This window comes from Paenochrobactrum pullorum (assembly GCF_041929845.1).
In the GTDB taxonomy this organism is placed as follows: Bacteria; Pseudomonadota; Alphaproteobacteria; order Rhizobiales; family Rhizobiaceae; genus Paenochrobactrum; species Paenochrobactrum pullorum.
Genome location: NZ_JBHEEH010000006.1, coordinates 122,332 through 146,024, shown reverse-complemented (window position 1 = coordinate 146,024; position 23,693 = coordinate 122,332). Strand labels below are relative to the sequence as shown.

At 46.6% G+C, this 23,693-nt stretch carries 24 protein-coding genes and 1 tRNA gene; 13 read left to right on the top strand and 12 right to left on the bottom strand.

Annotated features, from left to right (window positions below):
* The first annotated feature begins 154 nt into the window (after positions 1-154).
* Both JNC77_RS11140 and JNC77_RS11135 read left to right on the top strand, forming a co-directional pair.
* On the top strand, positions 155-1,411 hold the full coding sequence (locus JNC77_RS11140; protein ID WP_374832438.1) for an FkbM family methyltransferase: 1,257 nt from the start codon (positions 155-157) through the stop codon (positions 1,409-1,411).
* Positions 1,411-5,046, top strand: coding sequence for a glycosyltransferase (locus tag JNC77_RS11135; RefSeq protein ID WP_374832436.1), 3,636 nt, complete (start codon positions 1,411-1,413; stop codon positions 5,044-5,046). Before JNC77_RS11140 ends, JNC77_RS11135 begins: the two co-directional genes overlap by 1 nt.
* Positions 5,047-5,084: 38 nt before the next feature.
* Here JNC77_RS11135 and JNC77_RS11130 read toward each other — a convergent pair whose 3' ends face one another.
* From JNC77_RS11130 to JNC77_RS11120, 3 genes are read right to left on the bottom strand one after another with little or no spacing between them, the layout of a single operon-like run.
* Positions 5,085-5,507 (bottom strand): DUF6691 family protein, encoded by a 423-nt coding sequence (locus JNC77_RS11130; protein ID WP_374832434.1) that lies wholly within the window; start codon positions 5,505-5,507, stop codon positions 5,085-5,087.
* On the bottom strand, positions 5,508-5,936 hold the full coding sequence (locus JNC77_RS11125; RefSeq protein WP_374832432.1) for a YeeE/YedE family protein: 429 nt from the start codon (positions 5,934-5,936) through the stop codon (positions 5,508-5,510). It lies immediately after the preceding gene.
* Positions 5,933-6,262: an ArsR/SmtB family transcription factor gene (locus JNC77_RS11120; RefSeq protein ID WP_374832430.1), complete on the bottom strand. Its 330-nt coding sequence runs from the start codon at positions 6,260-6,262 to the stop codon at positions 5,933-5,935. The genes JNC77_RS11125 and JNC77_RS11120 overlap by 4 nt, the downstream gene beginning before the upstream one ends.
* Before the next feature lie 355 nt (positions 6,263-6,617).
* On the opposite strand from JNC77_RS11120, the gene JNC77_RS11115 reads away from it, so the two are divergent.
* Together JNC77_RS11115 and JNC77_RS11110 are read left to right on the top strand one after the other, a co-directional pair.
* The gene (locus JNC77_RS11115) at positions 6,618-7,088 is read left to right on the top strand and encodes a thioesterase family protein (RefSeq protein WP_374832428.1); all 471 of its coding nucleotides are present in this window, start codon (positions 6,618-6,620) and stop codon (positions 7,086-7,088) included.
* Positions 7,089-7,152: 64 nt separating this feature from the next.
* Entirely contained in the window at positions 7,153-8,331 is a 1,179-nt protein-coding gene (locus JNC77_RS11110) for a BaiN/RdsA family NAD(P)/FAD-dependent oxidoreductase (RefSeq protein ID WP_374832426.1), read from the top strand.
* Between the two features lie 15 nt (positions 8,332-8,346).
* Here the strand turns inward: JNC77_RS11110 and JNC77_RS11105 are convergent, their stop codons facing one another.
* The 3 genes from JNC77_RS11105 to JNC77_RS11095 are packed head-to-tail and all read right to left on the bottom strand — an operon-like array spanning position 8,347 to position 10,167.
* The gene (locus JNC77_RS11105) at positions 8,347-8,841 is read right to left on the bottom strand and encodes a peptide deformylase (protein WP_374832424.1); all 495 of its coding nucleotides are present in this window, start codon (positions 8,839-8,841) and stop codon (positions 8,347-8,349) included.
* Between the two features lie 4 nt (positions 8,842-8,845).
* Positions 8,846-9,487, bottom strand: a complete 642-nt coding sequence (locus JNC77_RS11100; protein ID WP_374832422.1) for a class I SAM-dependent methyltransferase — start codon at positions 9,485-9,487, stop codon at positions 8,846-8,848.
* An 11-nt stretch (positions 9,488-9,498) separates the two neighbouring features.
* Positions 9,499-10,167 carry a pseudouridine synthase gene (locus JNC77_RS11095; protein ID WP_374832420.1) on the bottom strand — a complete coding sequence of 223 codons (669 nt, stop codon included), beginning with the start codon at positions 10,165-10,167 and terminating at the stop codon, positions 9,499-9,501.
* A gap of 224 nt (positions 10,168-10,391) precedes the next feature.
* Between JNC77_RS11095 and JNC77_RS11090 the strand changes: the two genes are divergently transcribed.
* Positions 10,392-10,982, top strand: a complete 591-nt coding sequence (locus tag JNC77_RS11090; protein ID WP_374832418.1) for an ankyrin repeat domain-containing protein — start codon at positions 10,392-10,394, stop codon at positions 10,980-10,982.
* A 103-nt stretch (positions 10,983-11,085) separates the two neighbouring features.
* Positions 11,086-11,637 (top strand): NADPH-dependent FMN reductase, encoded by a 552-nt coding sequence (locus JNC77_RS11085; RefSeq protein ID WP_374832416.1) that lies wholly within the window; start codon positions 11,086-11,088, stop codon positions 11,635-11,637.
* Between the two features lie 67 nt (positions 11,638-11,704).
* Here the strand turns inward: JNC77_RS11085 and JNC77_RS11080 are convergent, their stop codons facing one another.
* The 5 genes from JNC77_RS11080 to JNC77_RS11060 form a co-directional block, all read right to left on the bottom strand.
* On the bottom strand, positions 11,705-13,141 hold the full coding sequence (locus JNC77_RS11080) for an aspartate aminotransferase family protein (protein ID WP_374832414.1): 1,437 nt from the start codon (positions 13,139-13,141) through the stop codon (positions 11,705-11,707).
* 11 nt (positions 13,142-13,152) lie between these two features.
* On the bottom strand, positions 13,153-14,163 hold the full coding sequence (locus JNC77_RS11075; RefSeq protein WP_374832412.1) for an NAD-dependent epimerase/dehydratase family protein: 1,011 nt from the start codon (positions 14,161-14,163) through the stop codon (positions 13,153-13,155).
* 1 nt (position 14,164) lies between these two features.
* The gene (locus JNC77_RS11070) at positions 14,165-14,596 is read right to left on the bottom strand and encodes an EamA family transporter (protein ID WP_374832410.1); all 432 of its coding nucleotides are present in this window, start codon (positions 14,594-14,596) and stop codon (positions 14,165-14,167) included.
* Positions 14,597-14,665: 69 nt separating this feature from the next.
* Complete coding sequence (locus JNC77_RS11065; RefSeq protein ID WP_374832408.1) at positions 14,666-15,976, bottom strand: FAD-binding oxidoreductase; 1,311 nt, start codon at positions 15,974-15,976, stop codon at positions 14,666-14,668.
* Entirely contained in the window at positions 15,976-17,442 is a 1,467-nt protein-coding gene (locus tag JNC77_RS11060; protein ID WP_374832406.1) for a UbiA family prenyltransferase, read from the bottom strand. The genes JNC77_RS11065 and JNC77_RS11060 overlap by 1 nt, the downstream gene beginning before the upstream one ends.
* A 199-nt stretch (positions 17,443-17,641) precedes the next feature.
* Between JNC77_RS11060 and JNC77_RS11055 the strand changes: the two genes are divergently transcribed.
* Entirely contained in the window at positions 17,642-18,826 is a 1,185-nt protein-coding gene (locus JNC77_RS11055; RefSeq protein WP_374832404.1) for a hypothetical protein, read from the top strand.
* A gap of 24 nt (positions 18,827-18,850) precedes the next feature.
* Here JNC77_RS11055 and JNC77_RS11050 read toward each other — a convergent pair.
* Positions 18,851-18,940, bottom strand: a tRNA-Ser gene (locus JNC77_RS11050).
* 331 nt (positions 18,941-19,271) lie between these two features.
* Between JNC77_RS11050 and rplU the strand changes: the two genes are divergently transcribed.
* The 6 genes from rplU (at position 19,272) to proB (ending at position 23,668) form a co-directional block, all read left to right on the top strand.
* Positions 19,272-19,640: a 50S ribosomal protein L21 gene (rplU, locus tag JNC77_RS11045; protein ID WP_374832402.1), complete on the top strand. Its 369-nt coding sequence runs from the start codon at positions 19,272-19,274 to the stop codon at positions 19,638-19,640.
* 24 nt (positions 19,641-19,664) lie between these two features.
* Positions 19,665-19,934 (top strand): 50S ribosomal protein L27, encoded by a 270-nt coding sequence (gene rpmA, locus JNC77_RS11040; protein ID WP_374832400.1) that lies wholly within the window; start codon positions 19,665-19,667, stop codon positions 19,932-19,934.
* Between the two features lie 123 nt (positions 19,935-20,057).
* Complete coding sequence (locus JNC77_RS11035; protein ID WP_374832398.1) at positions 20,058-20,693, top strand: GNAT family N-acetyltransferase; 636 nt, start codon at positions 20,058-20,060, stop codon at positions 20,691-20,693.
* An 83-nt stretch (positions 20,694-20,776) separates the two neighbouring features.
* Positions 20,777-21,358, top strand: a complete 582-nt coding sequence (locus JNC77_RS11030; protein WP_374832396.1) for a GNAT family N-acetyltransferase — start codon at positions 20,777-20,779, stop codon at positions 21,356-21,358.
* Between the two features lie 90 nt (positions 21,359-21,448).
* A complete protein-coding gene (gene obgE, locus JNC77_RS11025; RefSeq protein ID WP_374832394.1) occupies positions 21,449-22,477 on the top strand; it encodes a GTPase ObgE in 1,029 nt (342 codons plus the stop codon).
* Positions 22,478-22,519: 42 nt separating this feature from the next.
* Positions 22,520-23,668: a glutamate 5-kinase gene (proB, locus tag JNC77_RS11020; RefSeq protein ID WP_374832392.1), complete on the top strand. Its 1,149-nt coding sequence runs from the start codon at positions 22,520-22,522 to the stop codon at positions 23,666-23,668.
* The last annotated feature ends 25 nt before the right edge of the window (positions 23,669-23,693 follow it).

Genomic DNA, 23,693 nt, shown 5'->3' with positions numbered 1-23,693 from the left:
TAAATAACCAAGCGCTTGCTGTTCTCTCGTTAAATCCGTAATCTTGTAAATTGGTTGCTTTGATGAAGTTATTTCAAGCTTCATATAATTCATAAATTCATATGCTACTTTTAACTATAAATTATTTTACGCCTTTTTTTCCGGGTGATTGTATATGCTGATCTCATACGCGCAAAATTTTGAAGATATTATGTTGTGGCGCGCATTTAAAAATATCAAAAAAGGTTTTTACATCGATATCGGTGCGTGGTCACCCACTAAGGATAGCGTAACGCGCTGTTTTTATGATGCAGGATGGCATGGCATCAATATTGAACCTAATCCTTACTACTATCGCGAGCTAAAACTACAACGAAAACGGGATCGCAACCTGAAAATTGCTGTAAGTGATTATGAAGGAACCGCCACGATGTTTTTCGTTGCAGGCAGTGGTCTTTCAACACTCGATCCTGATTTCGTTACAAAATATGAAGCACAGGGTTTTAACATCAAACCACAAAAGGTTGATGTGCTCACATTACCGGCTATTTGGATTGAATATGTTCCAGATCATCAAGAGGTTCATTTTTTAAAGGTTGATGTTGAAGGTTTGGAAAAAGCGATTATTGCTTCGCATGACTGGCAGAAATATCGCCCTTGGATTGTGGTTGTGGAGGCGACTTTGCCACTATCGCAAATTGCTTCCCATCGTGATTGGGAACATGTTCTGCTCTCTAATCAGTATAATTTAGTTTATCAGGATGGACTCAACCGTTTTTATCTGGCGCATGAGCATAGTGATTTAGAGAGGTTTTTTGATTATCCACCAAACGTATTTGATAATTTTATGTTGGCGAGTGAAGCGGCCTACATAAAAAAGAATAATAAGCTGCTGACTGAACAGAAAACTTTAAAAAAGAATTTAAATGCGGTGAATGCAAAGCTGAATGATTTGATACAGACGTTGCAGTTAGAAACAACAAAGAGTGCTAAGCAACAAGACGATTTTGAATCAGCGAAACAACACTATGAAACATTGATTTCAGCAAAAGATGATCAGATTACAGCACTTTATCGCAGCACATCGTGGCGCGTGACCTCTCCAATTCGATGGATACGGTTAAGCATTGATAAGCTGAGTTGGCAGGAATGGAAGCATAATGGGCGTTTTGCTTTACAAAAATGCAGTTTTTTTATTATGCAGCGACCCCAAATTATGCGTATTTTTCGAACATTTTTTGTGCGATTTCCAAAAGTTAAAGACTATCTGTATCGGCTGATCATAGGGCGACCAATGAGCTCGCAATCGACTTTTCGAGCTGAGGATATGCCTGTTGAAAAGCATGAATTGGCATTGGGTGCATTGAATTATCGCGCAAAGTCTATCTATCATGATCTCGTGCGGAGCTCTGGACATAAAGGAGAGCTCTGATGCGTATTGTTTTTGATATGCAGGGATTGCAGACAGAAAGCCGATTTCGCGGTATTGGTCGCTATACGCAATCATTGGTGAAGGCTGTTATACGTCAGAATAAGAGCCATGAGATTATTCTTGTGTTGAATGGCATGTTGATTGACTCAGTTGCGGCTATTCGTGATGCGTTTGAACATTTGTTGCCAGCTGAGAATATTGTCATTTGGCAAGCGCCAGTTCCTGTATCAGCAGGCTTGGCAGAAAATAAAGCCCGCCACGACATAGCCGAATTGTTGCGTGAACGTTTTCTGAAAGATCTTCGGCCGGATATTATTCATATAACCAGTTTGTTTGAAGGCTATATGGATGATGCAGTGTCAACCATTCATGTCTTTGATCAAGATATTCCAGTGAGTGTAATGGTCTATGATCTTATACCGCTTAGTAATCCGGAAGAATATTTAAAAAATAATGCGGCTTATAATCATTATTATTCAAAAAAAATCGAGAATTTAAAACGAGCTGATTTATTGCTGGCAATCTCGGATTTTTCCAAAATTGAAGCAGAGGATTTATTAAAAATTCCAGCTGATAAAATTATCAATATATCTTCTGCCGTTGATCCATGTTTTAAAAAACTGACTTTATCGCAAAGAAAGATCGATGCGCTGCTACAACGCTTGCAGCTCACTAGGCCCTTTATTTTATATGCAGGCGGAACTGATCCGCGCAAAAATCTTCCGCGTTTGATTAAGGCTTATGCTGCACTGCCTGAAGCTTTGAGACAAAAATATATGTTGCTCTTGGCTGGCAAGATGAGTGCGCATGAACGTGTATTGTTGCAAGGACTGGCCAAATCGGCTGGCCTTGAGGCGGGTGAGTTATGTTTTGCCGGCTACGTAAATGATGAAGATTTAATCGCACTTTATAATTTATGCGAATTGTTTGTTTTTCCAAGCTGGCAGGAAGGGTTTGGCTTACCTGCACTGGAAGCAATGCACTGCGGAGCCGCTGTCATTGGTTCTAACACGTCCAGTCTACCGGAAGTGGTTGGTTGGGAAGATGCGTTGTTTGACCCTTTCGATGAGCAGGCGATCTCGAACAAACTTCTACAAGCTTTGACGGATGATGTTTTTCGCACATGTCTGAAGGAAAATGCAGCAAAACGCGCTCAATTATTCTCATGGGATGAGACGGCAAAGCGTTTGATAAAGGCATGGGAAGCGCTCTATGAGTCTCAGGCAGCCCGACAGCGTCATTTTCTTGCTTGGAGCGATCAATATTGTGCGAATAATGAAACCTATCAGAAGCTTATTCACAGATTGAGTGATTATCTGCCGCAGATCAAACAGGATCGCCAGCAAGAGCTGATCAATATAGCGCAGGCGATTGAACTAAACGAAAAACAGGCACAGTATTTTAATCGTGGCGCTGTGCTGGAAGAGACAATTCGCTGGCGATTGGAGGGGCCTTTTGACAGTTCCTATAGTCTTGCGCTGCTCAACCGTGAATTAGCCCGTGCATTAGCAAAATTAGGTCATCAAGTTGCTTTGCACTCAACCGAAGGGGCAGGGGATTTCGCTGCTGATCAAGCATTTTTGCAAGCAAATCCAGATTTGGCACATATGCAAAAACAGGCAGAAAATCTGGATGAATTGTCGGCGGATATAACCAGCCGCAATCTTTATCCGCCGCGTGTCGAGGATATGAAAGGCCGCATTAATCTGCTGCATTCTTATGGTTGGGAGGAGAGCAGTTTTCCTTATCGCTGGACAGAAAAACTAAATGTCAGCTTGCAGGGCATCACGGTCATGTCTGAGCATGTGCGAAAAGTCCTGATCGACAATGGTGTGTCTGTTCCTATTAAAGTTGCAGGGGTTGGTGTCGATCATTGGGAGCGTGTGGTGGCTGATGATCATTATCAGGTGCAAGGCAAGAGGTTTCGCTTTTTGCACGTTTCATCATGCTTTCCGCGCAAAGGTGTTGATGTGATGCTGGAGGCTTATGGAAGGCAGTTTACGCGATCAGATGACGTTACGCTGATCATCAAAACATTTGCCAACCCTCACAATCAGATACATGTTTGGCTTGAACAAATACGTTCGAAATATCCCAATTATCCCGATGTTGTTATTATTGAGGAGGATTTGAGCGACAGTCAGCTGAAAAAACTTTATCAGGATTGTCATGCTCTGGTTGCGCCGAGTCGTGCGGAAGGTTTTGGACTGCCATTGGCCGAGGCAATGCTTTCAGGATTAGCTGTGATTACGACGAGGTGGAGTGGTCAGCTTGATTTTTGCACTGCGCAAAACACCTGGTTGGTTGATTATCAATTTTCGCCGACCGATACGCATTTTGAATTGTTTAATTCAGTTTGGGCTGAGCCGGATGTTGAAGATCTGGCACTAAAAATGCGTGAGGTTTTTGAAGCGCCTCTGAGCGAAATCACTCAACGATGTGCCTGCGCACGTGAACAGCTTTTATCAAAGCATCGTTGGGAAGATGTGGCACAACGTAATGTAGAAGCCGCACGGCAATTCTCACAAGCTCTTCCAGAAAAAGAGATGCGGCTTGGCTGGATTTCGTCATGGAATACACGCTGTGGGATCGCTACTTATTCAGAGCATTTGATCAAATCTCTGGTACAGCCAATCCGTATATTTGCATCTCATGCTCATTCCTCATTAAAAAATGATGAACCGAATGTTTTTCGATGTTGGAACGATAATAATATCGATGATTTTAAGATGATGTATGAAGAGATCATCCGGCAGCGTATCAATGTTATTGTGATACAGTTCAATTATGGTTTCTTTAATTTTATTTATTTTAAAGAATTTTTGAGCCAGCTCCATGATGCCGGTATCGTTGTGGTTGTTGTCATGCATGCGACGCAGAATCCTGATACGGATCCAACCAAAAAGCTTGATCAATTGGTTGAAGAGTTGAAACAATGTGCACGTATTTTAGTTCACAATTGTGATGATCTTAATCGCTTGAAAAAAATTGGTATTTTTGAGAATTCTGTTTTGTTTCCTCATGGAATTCTGGAGTCAAAGATAGAAAAACAAGAGCAAAAAAACGAGAACAGTTTTGTACTAGGCTCTTATGGTTTCTTTTTACCTCATAAAGGCTTGTTAGAGTTGATTGATGTCGTCCGTATTTTAAGAGACAAGGGCATGAATGTGTGTTTGAAAATGCTGAACGCTGAGTATCCAGTACCGCAGTCAGCTAAAATCATAGCGCAGGCCCGAAAGAAAATTGAGACGCTTCAATTACAAAATTATATAAGCATCAATACTGATTTTCTGGATGATGAAAGCAGTATTAAACAACTTTCCCAAACCGATCTTGTCGTTTTTCCTTATCAAAAAACTGCTGAATCTTCGAGCGGAGCGGTTCGCTACGGTATCACATGCGGGACACCTGTTGCAGTCACACCATTGGCTATCTTTAAAGATGTCGCGCCTGCGGTTTTCACATTGCGGGGTATCTCACCGGAGGATATTGCGGCTGGAATTGAAGATTTTATCAGGCTGAGTGTGTCGGAAAAAATTGAGCAGCAACAGCGTGCGCAAAAATGGCGAGATCAACATGCATATCCGGTGTTGGCACAAAAGCTCTATGGCATGTTGCGTGGTCTAAATCGTTAAGATAAACAGAAGCGTGTTTTAAAACACGCTTCTGGCTTTTAACATTGCATTTTGCCACGCATAAAGCGTGCAATCAGAATGCCTGTGATCATCGAGGCGACCAGAATATAAACGTCAGTTTGCATCAGACCCAACGCTGGAATAGAGCCGCCTGGACAAAAACCGCCAATGCCCCAACCAATGCCGAAAATGGCAGAACCTGCAATCAAAGGTCGATCAATCTGCTGCTTTAATGGCAGGTGAAAGCTTTTATCCAGCAAAGGTGCCGGACGTTTCAAAATAAAGAAATAACCAATCGCTGTGATGATCAAAGCGCCTCCCATTACAAATGCCAGCGAGGGATCCCATGTGCCAAAAAAATCAAAGAAATTAAGCACTTTGGCAGGATTGATCATGCCTGAAACGGCAATGCCGCTACCGAAAATCAGACCAATGAATAGAGCTGATAGAATGCGCGACATTTAAAAGCCTCCGAAAACATGGCGAATGGTAAAGACAGTGATGGTTGTGGTCAGCATGAAAGTGAGAGTTGCTGCAATGGAGCGGATGGACAGCCGCGAGATGCCACAAATGCCATGGCCGGATGTGCAACCGGAACCGATTGTGATGCCGAAACCAACAAGCAGACCACTGATAATCAGCCCAAATACCGGAACGTTATTTGTAAAGGCGGGTGTGAAGTCGAAGCAATAAAACAATAATGTTGGTGCGGCGATTGCACCAATAAGAAAAGCAGCACGCCAACCCCAATCAGGGCTGAAAGGTGGCAAAACGCCTGATAAAATACCGCTGATACCGGCAATGCGGCCATGTAGATACATCAGCATACAGGCGGCTAATCCAATCAGCGCACCGCCACCAAGTGATTGAAGCGGGGTAAAGCCGGTCATGATTTTTGTTCTCCGGCCTTACAAAACAGACCATGCATCGTTTGAATGAATGTTTCAATGCGTGGATCAGCGAGCCGGTAGAATACTTGTTTGCCTTCTTTGCGCCCTTCGATAAGACAGGCTTGGCGTAATTCCGCCAATTGTTGCGACAGGCCGGGCTGGCGAATGTTTAGCATGTCTTCCAGTTCGCGTACCGAGCGTTCACCATCGACGAGTGCACAAGTCACTAATAAGCGGTCTGGATTGGAGAGCTTTTTGAGAAAGTTGGAGGCTTCTTTCACATTTTCTTTCATGAAAGCGGCCTGTTTGGAAAGGTCGTACTGCATTATTTGCCCCATGCTACTTTCGGTCGTTTATTGCGCGGAATTTTTAAATAACGCACAAAGTTATCTTCCGGCTCGCTTATGCATTGAGCCATGTCGTTTTTGCTTGTCACAACAGCCACAATAAATTGCACCGAACCGATGTGAAGGCGGTAAAACTGGCGGTTCAAGGAATATGAAAATATCCGCCATAAGGGCAGCTCCTTTAAACTAATTAATCATTAAATAATAATAATTGCAAAAAAATGCAATCGTTTATTTTAAAATATATGTAGTTTGTAAAATCTACCTTAAAAGTGCATCAAGACTGAGATTGAGAAAAGACGAAGAAATAGGGAGCGGATATCCGCGGGCGTAATTGTTATTTACAATGGAAGTGACGGTTCTGCCTGACTGGGTGGATTATAATGGCCATATGGCGGATCATGCATATGGGCTTGTGTTCTCACATGCCGGCAATGCCTATCTTGAGCATCATCATTTGGGTGCGGCCTATTTAAAGGCTGAAAAGGCTACATTCTACACGCTTGAAAACCGGATCGGCTATTTTAAAGAATGCTATCAGGGCGACAAGATCAATGTCAGCGTGCAATTGATCGGCCTTGATAAAAAGCGGGTGCGTTTTCTGCTGGAAATGAAAAACAAAGACAATGAGGTACTGGCTTTGTCCGAGCAGTGGCTGATGCATGTGAGCCAAGCTTCAGGTACACCGAAAGCAATGTCCATGAGCCAAGCGGTTTTTGAGTGCTTCGAGCCAGAATTTGAGCGGCATAAAACCTTGCCCAAACCACGTTGGCTTAACCGCAGAATGGGTTTGCAAAGCAAATAGTGCTTTCTTGTCCGGCAGACATGCTGTAGCGCCTTATCTTTGAATAAGTCGGAGTGGATGTGACGTGAAGTGGTTTGATGTTGTGATTATCGGAGCTGGTGCGGCTGGCATGATGTGCGCTATTGAAGCGGGCAAACGCGGGCGCTCGGTGCTGGTGATTGATCACGCCAAACGTGCTGGCGAGAAGATTCGTATCTCCGGCGGCGGGCGTTGCAACTTCACCAATTTGCATGCAAGCCCGAAGAATTTCATTTCGCAAAACCCGCATTTTTGTAAATCGGCCCTCAGCCGTTATACGCAAAACCATTTCATCGCCATGATGGATCGTCACGCGATTGCTTATCATGAGAAAACACTGGGGCAGCTTTTCTGTGACGGTTCAGCCCAACAAATCATTGATATGCTGCTGGATGAAATGAAACGCTTTTCTGTGCAATTGGCGCTATCGACGAGTGTCGATGTCATCGAAAAAACTGATGCCGGTTTTTTGGTGAAGTTTGACGATGTGCAGATCAATTGCGGTTCGGTTGTGGTGGCAACGGGTGGTAAATCCATCCCCAAAATGGGCGCAACCGGCTTTGGCTATGATGTGGCGCGCCAGTTTGGTTTGCGATTGGTGGAAACGCGTCCCGGCCTTGTGCCTTTGACATTCGAGCCAAATTTGCTGGAGCGCTTGAAACCACTCGCCGGTGTGGCGCTGGATGCGAAAATCACCTGTGGCAAAACCAGCTTTGAAGAGGCGATGCTTTTTACCCATCGTGGTATTAGCGGGCCTTCGGTTTTGCAGATTTCATCTTATTGGCGCGAAGGGGACGAGATCGCCATTTCGATGCTGCCACATTTGGACGTGTTGGCTGTGTTAAAAAAGCAGCGGGCGCAAAATGGCCGTCAGGAATTGCAAACAGCGCTTGCACAGTATTTGCCGAAAAAACTGGCGCAGACGATTGCCGAAGCGCAAGTAAAATTTGCCAAGCTTGCGGATATGCCGGACAAAGAATTCCGCCGTATTGAAGCAGCGATTAATGATTGGCGCATTAAACCGGCAGGGTCGGAAGGCTACCGCACGGCGGAAGTTACCCTTGGCGGTGTGGATACCCGTGATCTGGATTCCAAGACGATGGAAAGCAAAACAGTGAGCGGGCTTTATTTCATCGGCGAAGTAGTTGATGTCACCGGCTGGCTCGGCGGCTATAATTTCCAATGGGCTTGGTCATCGGGCTGGTGCGCGGGGCAGGTTGTATAAAAACCCCTTTAGCTATTATCTGTTCAGCTTTGAATAGCGTTTGATTAGGCGATCACGCTTGAGGCGGGAGAGGCGCTGCAACCAAAAAATGCCGTTGAGCTGATCCACTTCATGCTGATGGCAAACCGCAAGCAGCCCTTCAGCTTCTTCAAACTGTTCTTGGCCCTCTAAGTTCTGATAGCGCAGGCGAATTGTGGCGTGACGTTCCACATCATCCACCATCCCCGTCATGGAAACACTGCCTTCCTGATGACGGATCATGGTTTCAGAAGCTTCGATGATTTCAGGGTTGATATAAAATTTATATTCGGTCTCTGGGGAAATTTCGAGAACGACAACACGGCTTAAAACGCCAATATGCGGCGCGGTGATGCCGATGCCCGGTGCCGCACGCATAGTTTCCAACAGGTCATGGCAAAGCGTTTTTAAAGCCTCGTCAAATTGGGTGACAATTTCAGCTTTTTGTTGCAAGCGAGGGTCGGGAAAGCGGACAATCGGGCGTATGGTCATGGTTCTATTCGGTCTCCTGCTCTTCTGGTGGCAGCAGTTTGGCTTTGACAAAAACATCATATCTGGTGCTTTTGCCTAAAATTTGGTGCGAAAATTTACGGATATTTTGCATCGGTGCAGCACGAAGCGGCCATTTCAGCACAACGCGGTTTTGTGCGTGTTCCAGCGCCACCTGCATTAGTTTTTCAGCATCCGGATCAGTACCGACGATTTCGCGGATTTGGCGCATTTCTTTTTTGACCAAAGCCGTATTGCCGCGCGGTGGGTGCATCGGGTCAACCAGCACCACTTGTGGTTTGAGATCAGGCAAGATTTCGTTGGAATCGCCATGAATGAGCGTCATGCGGGCGATCGTTTCAGCCAGTCGTCCACCTTCATTGGCGGCGCGCTGCATTCCTTCTGCGAGCAGGTGGTGCATCTTTTCCGAGCGTTCAATCAAGGTGACATGCGCGCCCAGTGCGGCAAGCAAAAACGCGTCACGTCCAAGCCCTGCTGTCGCATCGACAATAAAGGGCGTGATATTGCCGGTGAGCCCTGCCGCTTTTGCCAAGGCCTGCCCGCGGCCTTCATTGACGCGAAAGCGGTGGCCGACAGCGCCGCCGACAAAATCCACAATCAGATCATCATTTTCTGTGTTTTTTGACATGGAGCACATCTTTAAAAAGGGCAGGGAGCGCTAAATGTTGCCAGACCGCCATCAGGATGCTGAAAGGTAATTTCTTCTGCATGGAGCATCAGGCGATTGGCGCGGGCCAGTGCTTCGTCGGTTGCATAAAATTCATCGCCCAAAATCACATGGCCGATGGCTTTCATATGTACACGCAATTGATGGGTGCGGCCTGTAAGCGGCGACAATTGCAGCCTTGTTGTATCTGCGCCGCGCGCGAGTACCTGCCAGTGCGATTGCGCCGGTTTGCCATTAACCGCGTCGACATGATGACAAGGTTTGTTATCGGGGTCGATGCAGAGCGGCAGATCAACAAGGCCGCTCTCTTCCTTCACATTGCCCCAAACTTCGGCCACATAGGATTTTTTCGTCGAACGCTCGGCAAATTGGTTGGCAATTAGTGCATGGGCTTTACGATTTAGAGACATCAGCACAATGCCGGATGTGTCTTTATCCAAACGGTGGATCATCAGCGCTTCGGGAAACCGTTTTTGCACCCGCGTTGCCAGACTATCCGACAAGGCCGGATGACGGCCGGGTACCGATAAAAGACCGCTTGGTTTATCCAGCACCAAAAAATCCCGCTCCTGATGCAAGATCGTGAGATAAGGCTCCAATGGCGGATGATAGATCGGGGTTGGCATAGATAAAGCGCTCATGCGCCATGCCCTATCATGTTTTGGTGTCGGGCGAGAAGTCTCATTATCAGGTCTGCGTCTGTTTGTTTGCGTGTCCGTCACAATTAAGCTTTGATAGATTGAATATATTATTTTCTAAAATTGTGGTTTGCGGATGAGGTTTTTGGTTTATGTTTGAATGGAAATCCGGTTTTAAGACGGTTTTTATCGCTTTATCTTTTGTTGTTTTGACAATTGGAGGAGCTATGTCACAATCTAATGATACAAAAATTTTAAAAGCCGCAGCCGATAATGATGTGGTGGCAATCAGCACATTGCTTGAAGCGAGTGTGAAGCCTGATGTTCGTAATGAACAAGGCCAAACTGCATTGCTGGTCGCAACGATTGCCAACAATGTCGAGGCTGCAAAGCTTTTGATTGAAGCCGGTGCCGATGTGAATGCCAAAGACAGTATTCACGACAGTCCCTATCTTTATGCCGGTGCGCGAGGCCATTTGGACATTTTGAAAATGACCCTTGCTCATGGTGCTGATTTGAAAAGTACCAACCGCTATGGTGGTACGGCTTTAATTCCGGCGGCAGAACGCGGCCATGTCGAGACGGTTAAAACTTTGATTGAAGCAGGCGTTGATGTTGATCATGTCAATAATCTGGGCTGGACAGCTTTGCTGGAGGCTGTGATTTTGGGCAATGGCGGGGTAAAACATACCGCAATTGTCAAATTGCTGGTTGATGCCGGAGCTGACACATCCATTACTGATAAAGATGGTGTGAGCGCATTGCAGCATGCCAAGGCACGTGGATATCAGGATATTAACGCGATTTTGGAAAAATAATTTTGCGCCCTGCACAAGTGATGGCATGGTGCATTACATATGCAGAATAATTCTATCGAAAGATCAACAGTCTGAACCATTTAAGGGTATAAGGAGTGCATTGATGTCGAAATTGAATGTCGCTGTCTTGGTTGGAAGCTTGAGAAAAGAATCTTTCAGTCGCCGGGTTGCCAACGGACTTAAACTTGTAGCCCCTGATGATATGGCTTTAACGATTGTGGAAATCGGAGATCTGCCGTTTTATAATCCTGATCTGGAGACAGATACGCCGCCTGCAACATGGACACGCTTCCGTTCTGAAATCGCCAAAGCCGATGCCGTTATTTTGGTAACACCTGAATATAACCGCTCGGTACCGGCAGCCTTGAAAAATGCGCTGGATGTTGGCTCGCGTCCTTATGGAAAAAGCGTCTGGGGTGGCAAGCCTGCGGCCGTAGTCAGCAGCTCGCCCGGTAATATTTCAGGTTTTGGTGCCAATCATCATCTGCGCCAATCGCTGGTTTTCTTGGATATGCCAACCTTGCAGCAGCCGGAAGCCTATCTGGCGCAGGTTGATAAGCTGTTGGATGAAAAGACTGGTTTTGTAGAGGATACCGCCAAATTCATGGGGATATTCATGGCAAAATTCGACCAATTCGCCCGCAAGAATATTTGACATTATTTTGCTTGCAGCAGGATTAAAAAAAGCCGGCTAAAACCGGCTTTTATGTTTTTGTTATTATTTATTTGATCTGTGCAGTGATGAAATCTTTAACGATTTTCACGATGCCACGTCCCAAGACTTCATCCAGCGCGGCAATAAATTCGTCAACATGCTGGCGCTTGCAGATCAGTGGCGGCTCCAAGCGGATGACATTACGGTTATATTCGGTGAAAGCCACCAGAACGCCGTGATCACGCAAAAGATGCGCGCCAATAAAGCCCGGCAGTGAGCCTTTAAGCTTGTCATCCAGCATGGAAAGCAGTGGGCGCAACACCATCGGCATGGTTTGGGAAAAGTCATGGAACTCAAGCCCGACCATCATGCCTTTGCCGCGCACATCTTTGAGAAGGGCAGGGTAACGCTGTTGCAGTTCTTGCAACTTCTCCAGCAGATAGTCACCGCTTTCCGCCGCATTATCAATCAGATGCTCATCATAGAGAATGTTGAGCGCTTCAATGGAAGTGACGCAAGCTTCACCAATACCGCCGAATGTTGCCATGGCATGGATCATTGCGGTTTTTGGTGTGCCATAAGCTTTCATATAAATATCGCGGCGTGCAATCATGGCAGCCATTGCAGTTTTTCCGCCGCCCAATGATTTCGCCAAGGCGGTTACATCCGGTATCACACCATAATGTTCAAACGCATAGAACTTGCCGGTACGTCCCAGACCGCACTGCACTTCATCGGCAACCCAGATCACGCCATATTGATCACAGAGTGCACGCAATTTCTGCCAATATTCAGGCTCAGCCTGAATGATGCCACCGCCGCCTTGAACGGTTTCCAAAACAATGACACCGACTTTGGGATCGGATTTAAAGAGGTTTTCAACCGCTTCAATATCGCCGAAAGGAATTTTGACCGTATTGTCGACAAGCTCAAATTCACCGCGATAAAGCGCACCATCGGTGATGGAAAGAACACCTTTGGTTTTGCCGTGGAATGAGTTTTCCGCATAGACAATTTTAGGCCGGTTGGGGCCTGCGGCACGCTCTGCGACCTTAATCGCTGCTTCCATGGCTTCCGAACCGGAAGAGCCTAAGAAAACCATATCGAGATCGCCCGGCGAACAAGCGGCAATGTCATAGGCTAAAGCGGTGGCATATTGCGACATGAAAGCGATGGCGATTTCATGGCGTTGCTCTTCCTGAAACTGGCGGCGGGCTTGCAAAATGCGCGGGTGGTTATGACCAAAAGCGAGAGACCCGAAACCGCCGAAAAAGTCGAGAATTTTACGACCGTTTTGATCGTAATAATACATGCCTTCAGCACGTTCGATTTTAATTTTATGGAAGCCCAAAAGCTTCATAAAATGGAGCTGCCCCGGATTGAGATGCGCCGTGAACAGTTCTGTCATCTGCGCAATGCCCATATCTTTGGCTTGCTCGACACTTAGTAAATCCGGCTTTGGTGTATAATTTTGTTTGGCCGATCCGGCGATATCATTCGTCATGGTAAAAATCCTTATGCGGCCTTTAATGGTGCATGATCATGGGGCTGTTTGCCGGACAATTTATTGCGGTATTCGCTATAGGCTACGATCAGCATATCTTCATCGCGATATTGCGGCACCCAGCCAAGCTCACGCTCACCTTTAGAAACATCAAGCACGCACATTTCATCTGCAATCAGATATTGCTCCGGATCCATCAGTGGTTTGTTGAGCCAGTCGAGGAAATCCAGTGTGCGTTTTACCGCCCATGCCGGTGTCGGCAGCAAAATGGATTTTGAGCCCGCATGTTTGACGAGATCGCCCAGCAATTTGCGTACAGGCGGCGGATTAAGCGAGCCCAAATTATAAACCTCATTGGGAACGCCCGCTTTGTAAGCTGCATATGCCGCACTGGCGCAATCAAAAACGGAAATAAATTGATATGGGTTCTTACCCGAACCAATCATCGGAACCGGTAAATTATAATCAATCAGTTTGAAGAGTTTTTCCAAAATGCCGAGACGTCCTGGTCCGATAATGAGGCGTGGGCGGAAAAGCGTAATATTCATGCCCTTCGTGCGCCAATCGGCCGCCAGTTCTTCGGTCTTGAGTTTTGACCAACCATATTCACCTAGCGGCGCGACAGGATGTTCTTCCGTTTGCGGCCAGGAATAGGTGTGGCCATAGACCATGTCGGTGGTGAAATGAACCAGACGGGTAGCACCCGCTTCGGCCATAGCTTTAATGATATTTTCCGTGCCGAAATAATTGACCGGAAAGAAAAAATCATGACGTTTGGCGCGTATCTGCAAGGGCGAGAGCATTTTTGCCGACAGATTATAAATCATGTCGTCAGGTCGGATATTCAGCCGCGCAATAGCCTCTGGCTCGGTCACATCTGTATGAATGAACTGAGCCTGATTATAATGCGGCAGATCGCTTTTCACGATATCAGCGACGATAACTTCATATCCGTCTGCGAGTAAAAGCGGTGCAAGATAACGTCCGACGAAGCCGTCGCCACCAAAAATTATATGTCTCATTTTAAACTCCGCTCGTCATATTTTTAGAATTTTGCAATGTCGCGGCTGTGTGAGCGCTGTTACCACTGCCGCTTTGTGCAATCAGAATGGTGCCGATGCAGATGAAAATAATGCCGGCAATTTTCAGTGTGCCCAGCTCTTCGTTAAACAGCCACCAAGCAAGCAAGGCCACCATGACATAAGCGAGGCTCAAAAACGGATAGGCAAAGGATAAATCGACCTTTGAGAGCACATAAAGATGCGATGCCATTGAAATGACAAAGGTAACAAGACCTGCAAAAACCCATGGATTAAAGACGATCTGAAAAACCCGTTGAATGAGTGTTTCAGCTGAAAAATTGATGGAACCAAGTGAAATCATGCCGTATTTGAGCAGTAATTGCGCTGCCGCATTGGTCATGACCGTAAAAAGAATGAACGGTATATATTTCATGCTACCCCCGAATTACTTATTCTGCCCCAGCCGTGCTTATTCACTTTGTACGGCTAAAGCCGCCATTGTTTAACTTTGTACGGCTAAAGCCGTACGGGACCAAAAATCAGAGCAGAAAGCCGGATCCCGCAAAGTTTCCAGTGTTTGCCATTGCTCAAAGCCTTGTTTAAAGCATGCGGCACTCATGTGATGGTCTTTATATGGATTAACACGACCGCCGAAATCCATCGTGATTGCGTCCAGACGATCCAATAATTGCAGTGTTTTCAGCCCCTTATTGGGGAAGTCCAGTGTCAATGTAAAGCCCGCCCGCGGGAATGATAAAATGCCGGGTGAGGCAATAGATCCGAAACGCTTCAGTACGGTCAGAAAGGACGCCTGACCTGCTTCACCGGCAGCTTGCAATAAAGCGGCAATCGCTGAACGCGCTGTTTCAAACGGGATCACACTTTGATGCTGAAACAAACCGGCGTGTCCATAAAGACGGTTCCAGTATTTTACGCCGTCGAGCGGATAGAAAAAACTGTCCATATCAGTCAGATGCGGGGTGGTCTTACTGCTTTTGGCTTTGAAATAAGCATAGTTAAACGCTTTCAGGCTGAAGCGGTTGAGCATGGAAAACGGCATTTCAAATGGCACGGATGGTAAAAATCCGCGCGGCTTTACTTTGAAGTTTCCATTGTCAGCATGATTGCCGGTTATCAAAACTCCGCGTCCGGCTTTGTCGCCGCTTGCCAGTTGGTCAAGCCACGCCACAGCATATTCATTTTCGGCATCATTGGCTTCTGCAATATCAAAATAATGATCCAGATTTTTAAACGGCTGAATCTTTTCAATAACATCAAGCGAGCCGATTTTCATCAGCCGGATACGGGCAGAAACGATGATACCAGTGAGCCCCATGCCGCCAATGGTTGCACGAAAGAGAGCGTCATTTTCACTGCTAGAACAAACATAAGTCTGACCATCGGAGCGCAACAGTCGGAAGCTTTCTACATGACAGCCGAATGTGCCACGCAAGTGATGATTTTTGCCATGTACATCATTGGCGATGGCACCACCGAGGGTGACAAATTTTGTTCCTGGTGTAACGGCCAAGAAATAACCGGAGGGCGCTGCAGTGGCGATAATCTCTTCCAGCGTTATGCCGCTTTCAGCCTCAAAAACCCCGCTATCGGTATCAAAGCTGATAAGCTTGGCATGATTGCACATGGCAATCAGCAAGCCATCATCATTATGACAGCTATCGCCATAAGAACGGCCATTGCCGAATGCCAATAATTTTGGCTTGTCTTCAATGGGCAGATTTAATGCCTCAAAGGGTAAAGAATCGCGCTTTTTGCGATCAATACGTCCAAAACTATCCAATGTCGGGCGCATCAATGTATCCCCGCAATGATGAAGCAGAGCATCCCGATAGATATTACCAGCTGACTGCGCCAATCTGTTGCCAGAAAGACAACCGGATCTTCATCCATCTCTCCGCGATGTGCCAAAATCCAAATACGCAAATTGAGATAAAGCACGATAGGCCCTAATGGCCACAACATCCATGGATAGTCATAGCGGGTCAAAATCTGATCATTATTGATATAAAGTGCTAACACCAAGGCGGCAGTGAAGGCAGAAGCCACACCGCTTTGTCCGACAATATCGCGGTCTTCCGGACAATAGCCACGTCCGGCAAGTTTATTTTTGATCATTAAGGTTGAATTTGCAAGCTCGACATAACGCTTCACCAAGGCCAGCGACAGGAAGAAAAACATGGAAAAAGCCATCAGCCAAAACGACTGTTCAATTCCGGCTGCGGCCATGCCGCCCAGAAGGCGCAGGCTGTAAAGTCCGGCGAGGCATAAAACATCGACCAGCATTTTACGTTTGATAAATAAGGAATAGGCGAAAGTCGTTACAATATAAATGCCGAGAACTAAACTAAATTCCAACGGCAATGTCAGACAGATAAGCGCTGAAACAAGTAGGAGACTTACAGACGTTGCCAGGCCGAAAGGTATTGAAACCATGCCGCTTGCCAGAGGGCGGTTACGCTTTTTCAAATGCTGGCGGTCTGATGGCAGATCAATCAGATCATTGACAATATAAATCGCGGACGCAGCGGTGGAATAAGCAAAAAATGCAGCAATGCTTGCCATGAAAATGGCACCATTGAGAAATTCATGGGCAAGAATGACAGGGACAAAAACCAAAATGTTTTTCAGCCATTGATGCACCCGGATCATTTTCAGGAAAATGATTGGGGTCGGTGCCGGCGCTGCAAATAGTTGTGTCATATGTTTTTTTTGATATTTTGCGGCAGATCTGTCTGGTGCAACAATAATTGCTTGATTGGCAACAGCAAAAACAGCCAGATCATCACGGCTATTTCCTGCATAATCAAAGCCTTTGTCACCATAGAGTTCGCGTAAAAGCGAGGCTTTGCGATGTGAAGACAGGTTGCGGTTTATATCGGTTGCAAAAACTTTATCAAAAATACCCAAATGTTCAGCAACAGCATCGGCAAATTTTTGTGCCGAAGCCGTGGCCAGTATAATTTTTTGCCCGTCGGCATGACAATTTTTCAAAAAATTCAAAAAATCCTGACGATAAGGCAGATGGGTTGCGTCGATGGTGACACGTGCTGCAATGGCGGTTTTTAAGTAGGCTTTCCCTTTCAGGAGCCAAAAAGGTACGATAAAAATATAAAGTATATTTTTGCCGAAAAGTACAAACAGACTTTCCCAGAGAAGATCGGAAGCAATCAAAGTGCCATCCAGATCAACCGCCAAAGGAATGCCTTTTTTCAAAGATTGGCATTCTAACACATCAATGTCCCCAACATGAAGTGTCAAATCCTTTACAGGCTTCCTGGAGATATATCCAGACCAAAGGTGAGCTTTATAGCGCTCTGTTGTCTGTGGCGACTGATTAAAAAAATCAGACATAAGAGCTTGATGGGATATTTGATATTCATTAAGGCTTAATTCTACTGGTAAAAATTCTATAATTGTTGGAGAAGCTTAAATAAGAACAGTTTAGGGCTACCTGTTAATGATTATAAAGAAAAGGCCGATTGATAGAATTCTGTCACCGCTGGTAGCTGTGTGGTCGGCTGAACGCATACATAAGCTATCAAAAATTGCGGGTTTCTTGGCAATCTTGGCTGCGATGGCGACTACCGTGATTTATTCGCTGACCAAGCCGGATAATAATTGGGATATGATCCCCTATATTGCAGCCGCGCTCAATGATCGGTACTCTGATCCTGTTGCATTACACACAGAAACATGGCGTCAGGTTATTGATGTGACGTCGGAATATGAGCTGTATGCGCTTAAATATGGCGATCATTATCGACGTGCGCAGTGGGAAAGCCCTGAGAATTTTGCATCACAATTACCGATGTATCATGTCAAAACCGGTTATGTACAACTTTTGCGGTTCATCGAACCCTATACCGGTTTGGTAAAGGGCGGGCATTTGATCAGTCTTGCGGCGGCACTTTTGTCGGGTGTGATTATTATCGCGCTTCTTACCTATTATAATGCACTGCAAGCTGGGTTGTTGATCGCGCCGGCACTGTTGATCGCAGGGTATGGGCCGATGACCGCGGCCGTGTTTCCCGATATTGTTCTGGCAGCACTTTCCTTTGCGGCGATTGCCGCATTTTTGCGTAAGCGGGATTGGCTCGCGGCCAGTTTACTTGTAGCGGCCTTTATGATCAGGCCGGATAATATTATAATGACTTTCGCACTGCTGATTGCAGCTGTTTTATTCGGCTGGCGTAAACTGCCACTCCTGATTGCCTTTGTGGTTTCTGTGATTGCTGGTCTTTATATTTCGAAGTCCGCAGGCCATATCGGCTGGTGGGCGCATCTCTATTTTACTTGCATTGAAATTCAACCATCACTCACCGGTTTTAAACCCGATTTTTCCGTTGTGCTTCTCATCAAGGCCTATATTCGCGGTATTTTGCTTGCACTTTATCTGGAAAGTTGGCCGTCAATTCTTTTGGTGTCGCTGGTTGCATGGGCTGCAATGGCAAAAGCCGGTGTTAAAACAACTATCCCTCGATTGAACGGTGTCGCTTTTGCGATGGTGATCGGAATTTTGGGCAAGTTTGTCTATTTTCCGATGCCTTATGATCGCTTTTTCTTCAATATGATCGTTATTCTGGTGTTGGTGCTATCTCTTGGATGGGCAAATAATGCAAACCTGAAATTTCTAAAAGAATAGAGATTGGAAAATACGGAATATAACTGGCGGAGAGAGAGGGATTTGAACCCCCGATGGAGTTGCCCCCATGCCGCATTTCGAGTGCGGTGCTTTCAACCACTCAGCCATCTCTCCGCAATTCAAGCCTCTTTGGTGCTTGAAATACACGTTTGTTCAGCCTTGAATGCTTTCAACTTCGTGTGGCTCGCTAAATAGCGGGGAACGACACATTAGACAAGACCTATTTTGCATTGAAAACGGGAATTTTCTTGACTCTCGTGCAAAATACAACCTATATGCAGCTAACTTGGGCGCAACTCCTATTGCGCCTATTGTTTTGTTTGGGGGAAATCAGGCTTTTACGATTCTGATCGCACCCAGATTAATCTTTAAATGTCACGACTGACAAAAAGACAACCCATGTGGAAACACATGAGAGTTGGTCCGAACACCGAAAGGCAAAAAAATGTTCGCAGTCATTAAAACTGGTGGTAAGCAGTATCGCGTTGCTGCCAATGATCTGATCAAGATCGAAAAAGTTGCTGGCGAAGCCGGTGACACAGTAGAATTCACAGAAATCTTGATGGTTGGCTCCACCATTGGTGCACCAACTGTTGAAGGTGCAACTGTCACTGCAGAAGTTGTTGAACAGGGTCGCGCACGCAAGGTTATTGCGTTTAAGAAGCGTCGTCGTCAGAACTCGAAGCGTACACGCGGTCATCGTCAGGAACAGACTACAATTCGTATTTCTGAAATCCTCACCGGTGGTGCAAAGCCAGCTAAAGCTAAAGCAGCGCCTAAAAAGGCAGCAGCTAAAGCAGAAGCAGCTGAATAAGTAACGGATTAAAGGAGAACTCCCATGGCACACAAAAAAGCTGGCGGTTCGTCGCGTAACGGTCGCGATTCAGAATCCAAACGCCTTGGCCTGAAAAAATTCGGTGGCGAGCAGGTTGTTCCAGGCAACATCATTGCACGTCAACGTGGCACTAAATGGCACCCAGGTGTAAACGTCGGTATGGGCAAAGATCATACCCTCTTTGCACTGGTAAACGGTTCCGTGTCTTTCCGCGCGAAAGCCAACGGTCGTGTTTTCGTATCGGTTGACCCGATTGCGGAAGCTGCTGAGTAAGCCGGTACGCTCAAATATAAGCACCGGCGTCCCATCGGACCCGGTGTAAAGGCAAGCTGCCAATAGATCGAAAAGGGAAGATGGGACACCATCTTCCCTTTTTTGTTTTTGGAGCTTGAAAAAATGGTCGCTGAACCCCCTTTAGAAGAAGAATGTTTATCTGCTGCATGTCTGGATTATGCCGATAATGAAATGACGGACTTCCCTGGCCTGGAATGTCCGACGCTGATTACTGAACGGCTGCTGTTGAGAACTCCGCATGATGAAGATGTGGATGCCATTGCCCATCTCGCCAATAATCCGCGTATTGCTGAAATGCTTACCCGTATGCCGCATCCATATGATGTGGCGGCGGCGCAAGACTTTATAAAACGCGTGCGATCTGGCGAAATGGGCAATTGTATCTATGCGATTACCCAAATGGAAACCGGTATATTTATGGGGAGCTGCGGCATCCATCCTTCCAAACATGGAGAAGGGCTGGAGATCGGCTATTGGCTTGGTGAACCATATTGGGGACATGGTTATGCGACAGAAGCAGCGCAAGCGCTGATTGATCTGGCTTTTCGTGCCACTAATATTGACGAGCTTTATATTACTTGCCGTACCATCAATGAAGGTTCACGCAATGTTATCCGTAAATCCGGCTTTTCGTTTTTGATGTATGGCACCGACGATTCTTTATACAGCGGCACTGTTGATGTGGAGCGTTACAGCCTGCATCGCGATCGCTGGATCGAGATGCGGCATCAGGCATAAAAGATAAGTTTAAGTGGTGTGACGGCTTTGGCTTTCACACCACCCAAGCTAATAAATTTATTGATATTAGGACAGTCGGAAACATGTCAGACGATAAGAAAACAACAGATGCAGCCGCATTGCAGGCACGGCGCGACCGGATCATAGTGCGTGTTTTAACCCCCAATGATGTGCATGCCTATAAGGCGATGCGTCTTTATGCTTTGAAAAATTCTGCTTTAACTTTTGGTTCCAGTTTTGATCAAGAAAGCACTTATGGTGACGATGTTTTCGCGCATCGTATTCGCCATGAAGGTGGCAATGCTGTTTTTGGTGCCTTTGATGGCGACACTTTGCTTGGAGCCGCTGGTGTATTCGTGCATGAGCGTTGGTCGGAAAAGCACCGTGGCACATTGTGGGGTGTTTATGTTATGCCGCAGGCACGTGGTTTAGGCCTTGGTCGATTGCTGGTGGAGCATGTCATCCGATATGCTGAAAAGCATGTGGTGGTGCTGGATGCCAAAGTGGTGGCCAGCAACGACTATGCACGACGGATTTATTATGATTTGGGCTTTGAAAAATACGGGCTGGAAAAGAAGTCATTTTGCATAGAAGGTCAGTTTCAGGATCAGGAATTGATTTTTATTGACTTCAGCAGTGCGGAATGGCGCTCAAAAGACAATTAAATGGCAGTTTGCAGCATGGAATGCATGCTGCATATTTGCACAGACGCGGTTTTGCTGTAATTGCCAGAGCCGACAGAAGAGGTATACCAGATGAAATTTCTTGATCAGGCTAAAATTTACATTCGTTCCGGTAGCGGCGGCGCTGGCTCGGTATCCTTTCGCCGTGAGAAATTTCTGGAATTCGGCGGTCCGGACGGCGGTGATGGCGGTCGCGGCGGTGATGTCTGGGCCGAAGTCGTTGATGGCCTCAACACGCTGATCGATTATCGTTATATGCAGCATTTCCGCGCTAAAACCGGTATGCATGGTATGGGGCGTAACATGACCGGCGGTAAGGGTGATGATGTCATTCTTAAAGTGCCGGTCGGCACCCAGATTTTCGAAGAAGATAACGAAACTCTCATTTGCGATCTGACTGAAATTGGTCAGCGTTATCGCCTTGCAAAAGGCGGTAATGGTGGTTTTGGTAATTTGCATTTCAAAACCTCGACCAATCAGGCACCACGCCGCGCTAATCCTGGTCAGGATGGCTTGGAGCGCACCATTTGGTTGCGTTTGAAACTGATTGCGGATGCCGGTCTTGTTGGTCTGCCAAATGCCGGTAAATCGACATTTTTGGCAAGCGTAACCGCAGCCAAGCCTAAAATTGCTGATTACCCGTTCACTACATTGCATCCGAACTTGGGCGTCGCCCGCGTAGATGCGCGTGAATTTGTAATTGCTGATATTCCGGGTTTAATTGAAGGTGCCAGCGAAGGCATTGGCCTTGGCGATCGCTTTTTAGGTCATGTTGAGCGTACTCGTGTTTTGCTGCATCTGGTTTCAGCACAAGAAGAAGATGTCGCAAAAGCCTACACCACCATCCGCAACGAGCTGGAGGCTTATGGCGGTGGTTTGGATGAGAAGCTGGAAATTGTAGCGCTTTCGCAGATCGATACGCTTGATCCCGAAACACGCAAACAAAAGGCCGCTGAGCTGCAAAAGGTGTGTGGCAAGGTGCCGATGCAGATTTCTGCTGTCAGCCGTGATGGTATTGAAGGTGTCTTGCGTCAATTAATCAGCATTGTCGAAACCAGCCGCAAGGCTGAAAAAGGCACTGTCGAAGACGACGATCTATAAAACCAAAAAACATATAAGAGCCAAAAAAAATAAGAGATTGACATGGGCGGGAATGGCGAGAAGGGTTTGGCGGCTCTCAATCAATATAAGCGGATTGTTGTAAAAATCGGCTCTGCTTTATTGGTTGATCGTACAACCGGTTTGAAGCGGGATTGGCTGGATAGTCTGGGGCAGGATATCGCCGCTTTATCTGCCCAAGGGGTTGAAGTTCTGGTGGTCTCTTCCGGTGCGATTGCACTGGGGCGCACCATTTTGAAACTGCCCAAAAAGGCGCTGAAACTGGAAGAAAGTCAGGCGGCTGCGGCTGCCGGTCAGATCGCTCTCGCCAAGGCCTATGCCGATGTGCTGGGTGCGCATGATATTCAGGCGGGTCAGGTTCTTCTCACTCTTTCTGATACGGAAGAACGCCGCCGCTATTTGAATGCGCGCGCCACTATCGAGACCCTGCTGAAGCTGAAGGCAATTCCGATCATCAACGAAAATGATACGGTTGCCACCAGTGAAATCCGCTATGGCGACAATGATCGCTTGGCGGCACGCGTTGCAACCATGATTGGTGCGGATCTTCTGATCCTGCTTTCCGATATTGATGGTCTTTATTCGGCGCCTCCCCATAAAGACCCGAATGCGGAATTTTTGCCGCTCATTGAAAATATTACACCTGAAATTGAAGCAATGGCAGGGGCTGCTGCTTCTGAATTATCACGTGGCGGCATGAAGACGAAGCTCGATGCCGGCAAGATTGCCAATGCTGCCGGTACGGCGATGATTATTACCTCCGGCGCACGGCTTAATCCGCTGGCGGCAATTGATCGCGGTGAACGTGCAAGCCTGTTCAAGCCATCTTTGCAGCCGGTCAATGCCTGGAAAACGTGGATTTCCGGCAATCTGGAACCGGCAGGCCGCCTTTATGTGGATGCTGGCGCTGCGACAGCACTTAAAAAGGGTAAGTCCTTGTTGCCCGCTGGTGTCACCCGTGTGGAAGGTCAGTTCCAGCGCGGTGATACGGTTGCGGTGATGAATGATGGCGGCATTGAAATTGCCCGCGGTCTGATTGCCTATGATGTGCATGATGCGCTTTTGGTGGCAGGGCATAAAAGTGATGAGATCAGCGCGTTGTTGGGCTATGATGGCCGTGCAGCGATGGTGCATCGTAATGATCTGGTCATGCGTGGGAGCAAATCTGCCTGAGTTGAGAAAAGGCAGACAAAAAAAA

Excerpts from the sequence above, each read along its gene's own strand:
- JNC77_RS11140 (WP_374832438.1), top strand. The coding sequence starts at position 155 with ATGCTGATCTCATACGCGCAAAATTTTGAAGATATTATGTTGTGGCGC.
- JNC77_RS11135 (WP_374832436.1), top strand. The coding sequence starts at position 1,411 with ATGCGTATTGTTTTTGATATGCAGGGATTGCAGACAGAAAGCCGATTT.
- JNC77_RS11130 (WP_374832434.1), bottom strand. The coding sequence starts at position 5,507 with ATGTCGCGCATTCTATCAGCTCTATTCATTGGTCTGATTTTCGGTAGC.
- JNC77_RS11125 (WP_374832432.1), bottom strand. The coding sequence starts at position 5,936 with ATGACCGGCTTTACCCCGCTTCAATCACTTGGTGGCGGTGCGCTGATT.
- JNC77_RS11120 (WP_374832430.1), bottom strand. The coding sequence starts at position 6,262 with ATGCAGTACGACCTTTCCAAACAGGCCGCTTTCATGAAAGAAAATGTG.
- JNC77_RS11105 (WP_374832424.1), bottom strand. The coding sequence starts at position 8,841 with ATGACCATACGCCCGATTGTCCGCTTTCCCGACCCTCGCTTGCAACAA.
- JNC77_RS11100 (WP_374832422.1), bottom strand. The coding sequence starts at position 9,487 with ATGTCAAAAAACACAGAAAATGATGATCTGATTGTGGATTTTGTCGGC.
- JNC77_RS11095 (WP_374832420.1), bottom strand. The coding sequence starts at position 10,167 with ATGAGCGCTTTATCTATGCCAACCCCGATCTATCATCCGCCATTGGAG.
- JNC77_RS11090 (WP_374832418.1), top strand. The coding sequence starts at position 10,392 with ATGTCACAATCTAATGATACAAAAATTTTAAAAGCCGCAGCCGATAAT.
- JNC77_RS11085 (WP_374832416.1), top strand. The coding sequence starts at position 11,086 with ATGTCGAAATTGAATGTCGCTGTCTTGGTTGGAAGCTTGAGAAAAGAA.
- JNC77_RS11080 (WP_374832414.1), bottom strand. The coding sequence starts at position 13,141 with ATGACGAATGATATCGCCGGATCGGCCAAACAAAATTATACACCAAAG.
- JNC77_RS11075 (WP_374832412.1), bottom strand. The coding sequence starts at position 14,163 with ATGAGACATATAATTTTTGGTGGCGACGGCTTCGTCGGACGTTATCTT.
- JNC77_RS11070 (WP_374832410.1), bottom strand. The coding sequence starts at position 14,596 with ATGAAATATATACCGTTCATTCTTTTTACGGTCATGACCAATGCGGCA.
- JNC77_RS11065 (WP_374832408.1), bottom strand. The coding sequence starts at position 15,976 with ATGCGCCCGACATTGGATAGTTTTGGACGTATTGATCGCAAAAAGCGC.
- JNC77_RS11055 (WP_374832404.1), top strand. The coding sequence starts at position 17,642 with ATGATTATAAAGAAAAGGCCGATTGATAGAATTCTGTCACCGCTGGTA.
- rplU (WP_374832402.1), top strand. The coding sequence starts at position 19,272 with ATGTTCGCAGTCATTAAAACTGGTGGTAAGCAGTATCGCGTTGCTGCC.
- rpmA (WP_374832400.1), top strand. The coding sequence starts at position 19,665 with ATGGCACACAAAAAAGCTGGCGGTTCGTCGCGTAACGGTCGCGATTCA.
- JNC77_RS11035 (WP_374832398.1), top strand. The coding sequence starts at position 20,058 with ATGGTCGCTGAACCCCCTTTAGAAGAAGAATGTTTATCTGCTGCATGT.
- JNC77_RS11030 (WP_374832396.1), top strand. The coding sequence starts at position 20,777 with ATGTCAGACGATAAGAAAACAACAGATGCAGCCGCATTGCAGGCACGG.
- obgE (WP_374832394.1), top strand. The coding sequence starts at position 21,449 with ATGAAATTTCTTGATCAGGCTAAAATTTACATTCGTTCCGGTAGCGGC.
- proB (WP_374832392.1), top strand. The coding sequence starts at position 22,520 with ATGGGCGGGAATGGCGAGAAGGGTTTGGCGGCTCTCAATCAATATAAG.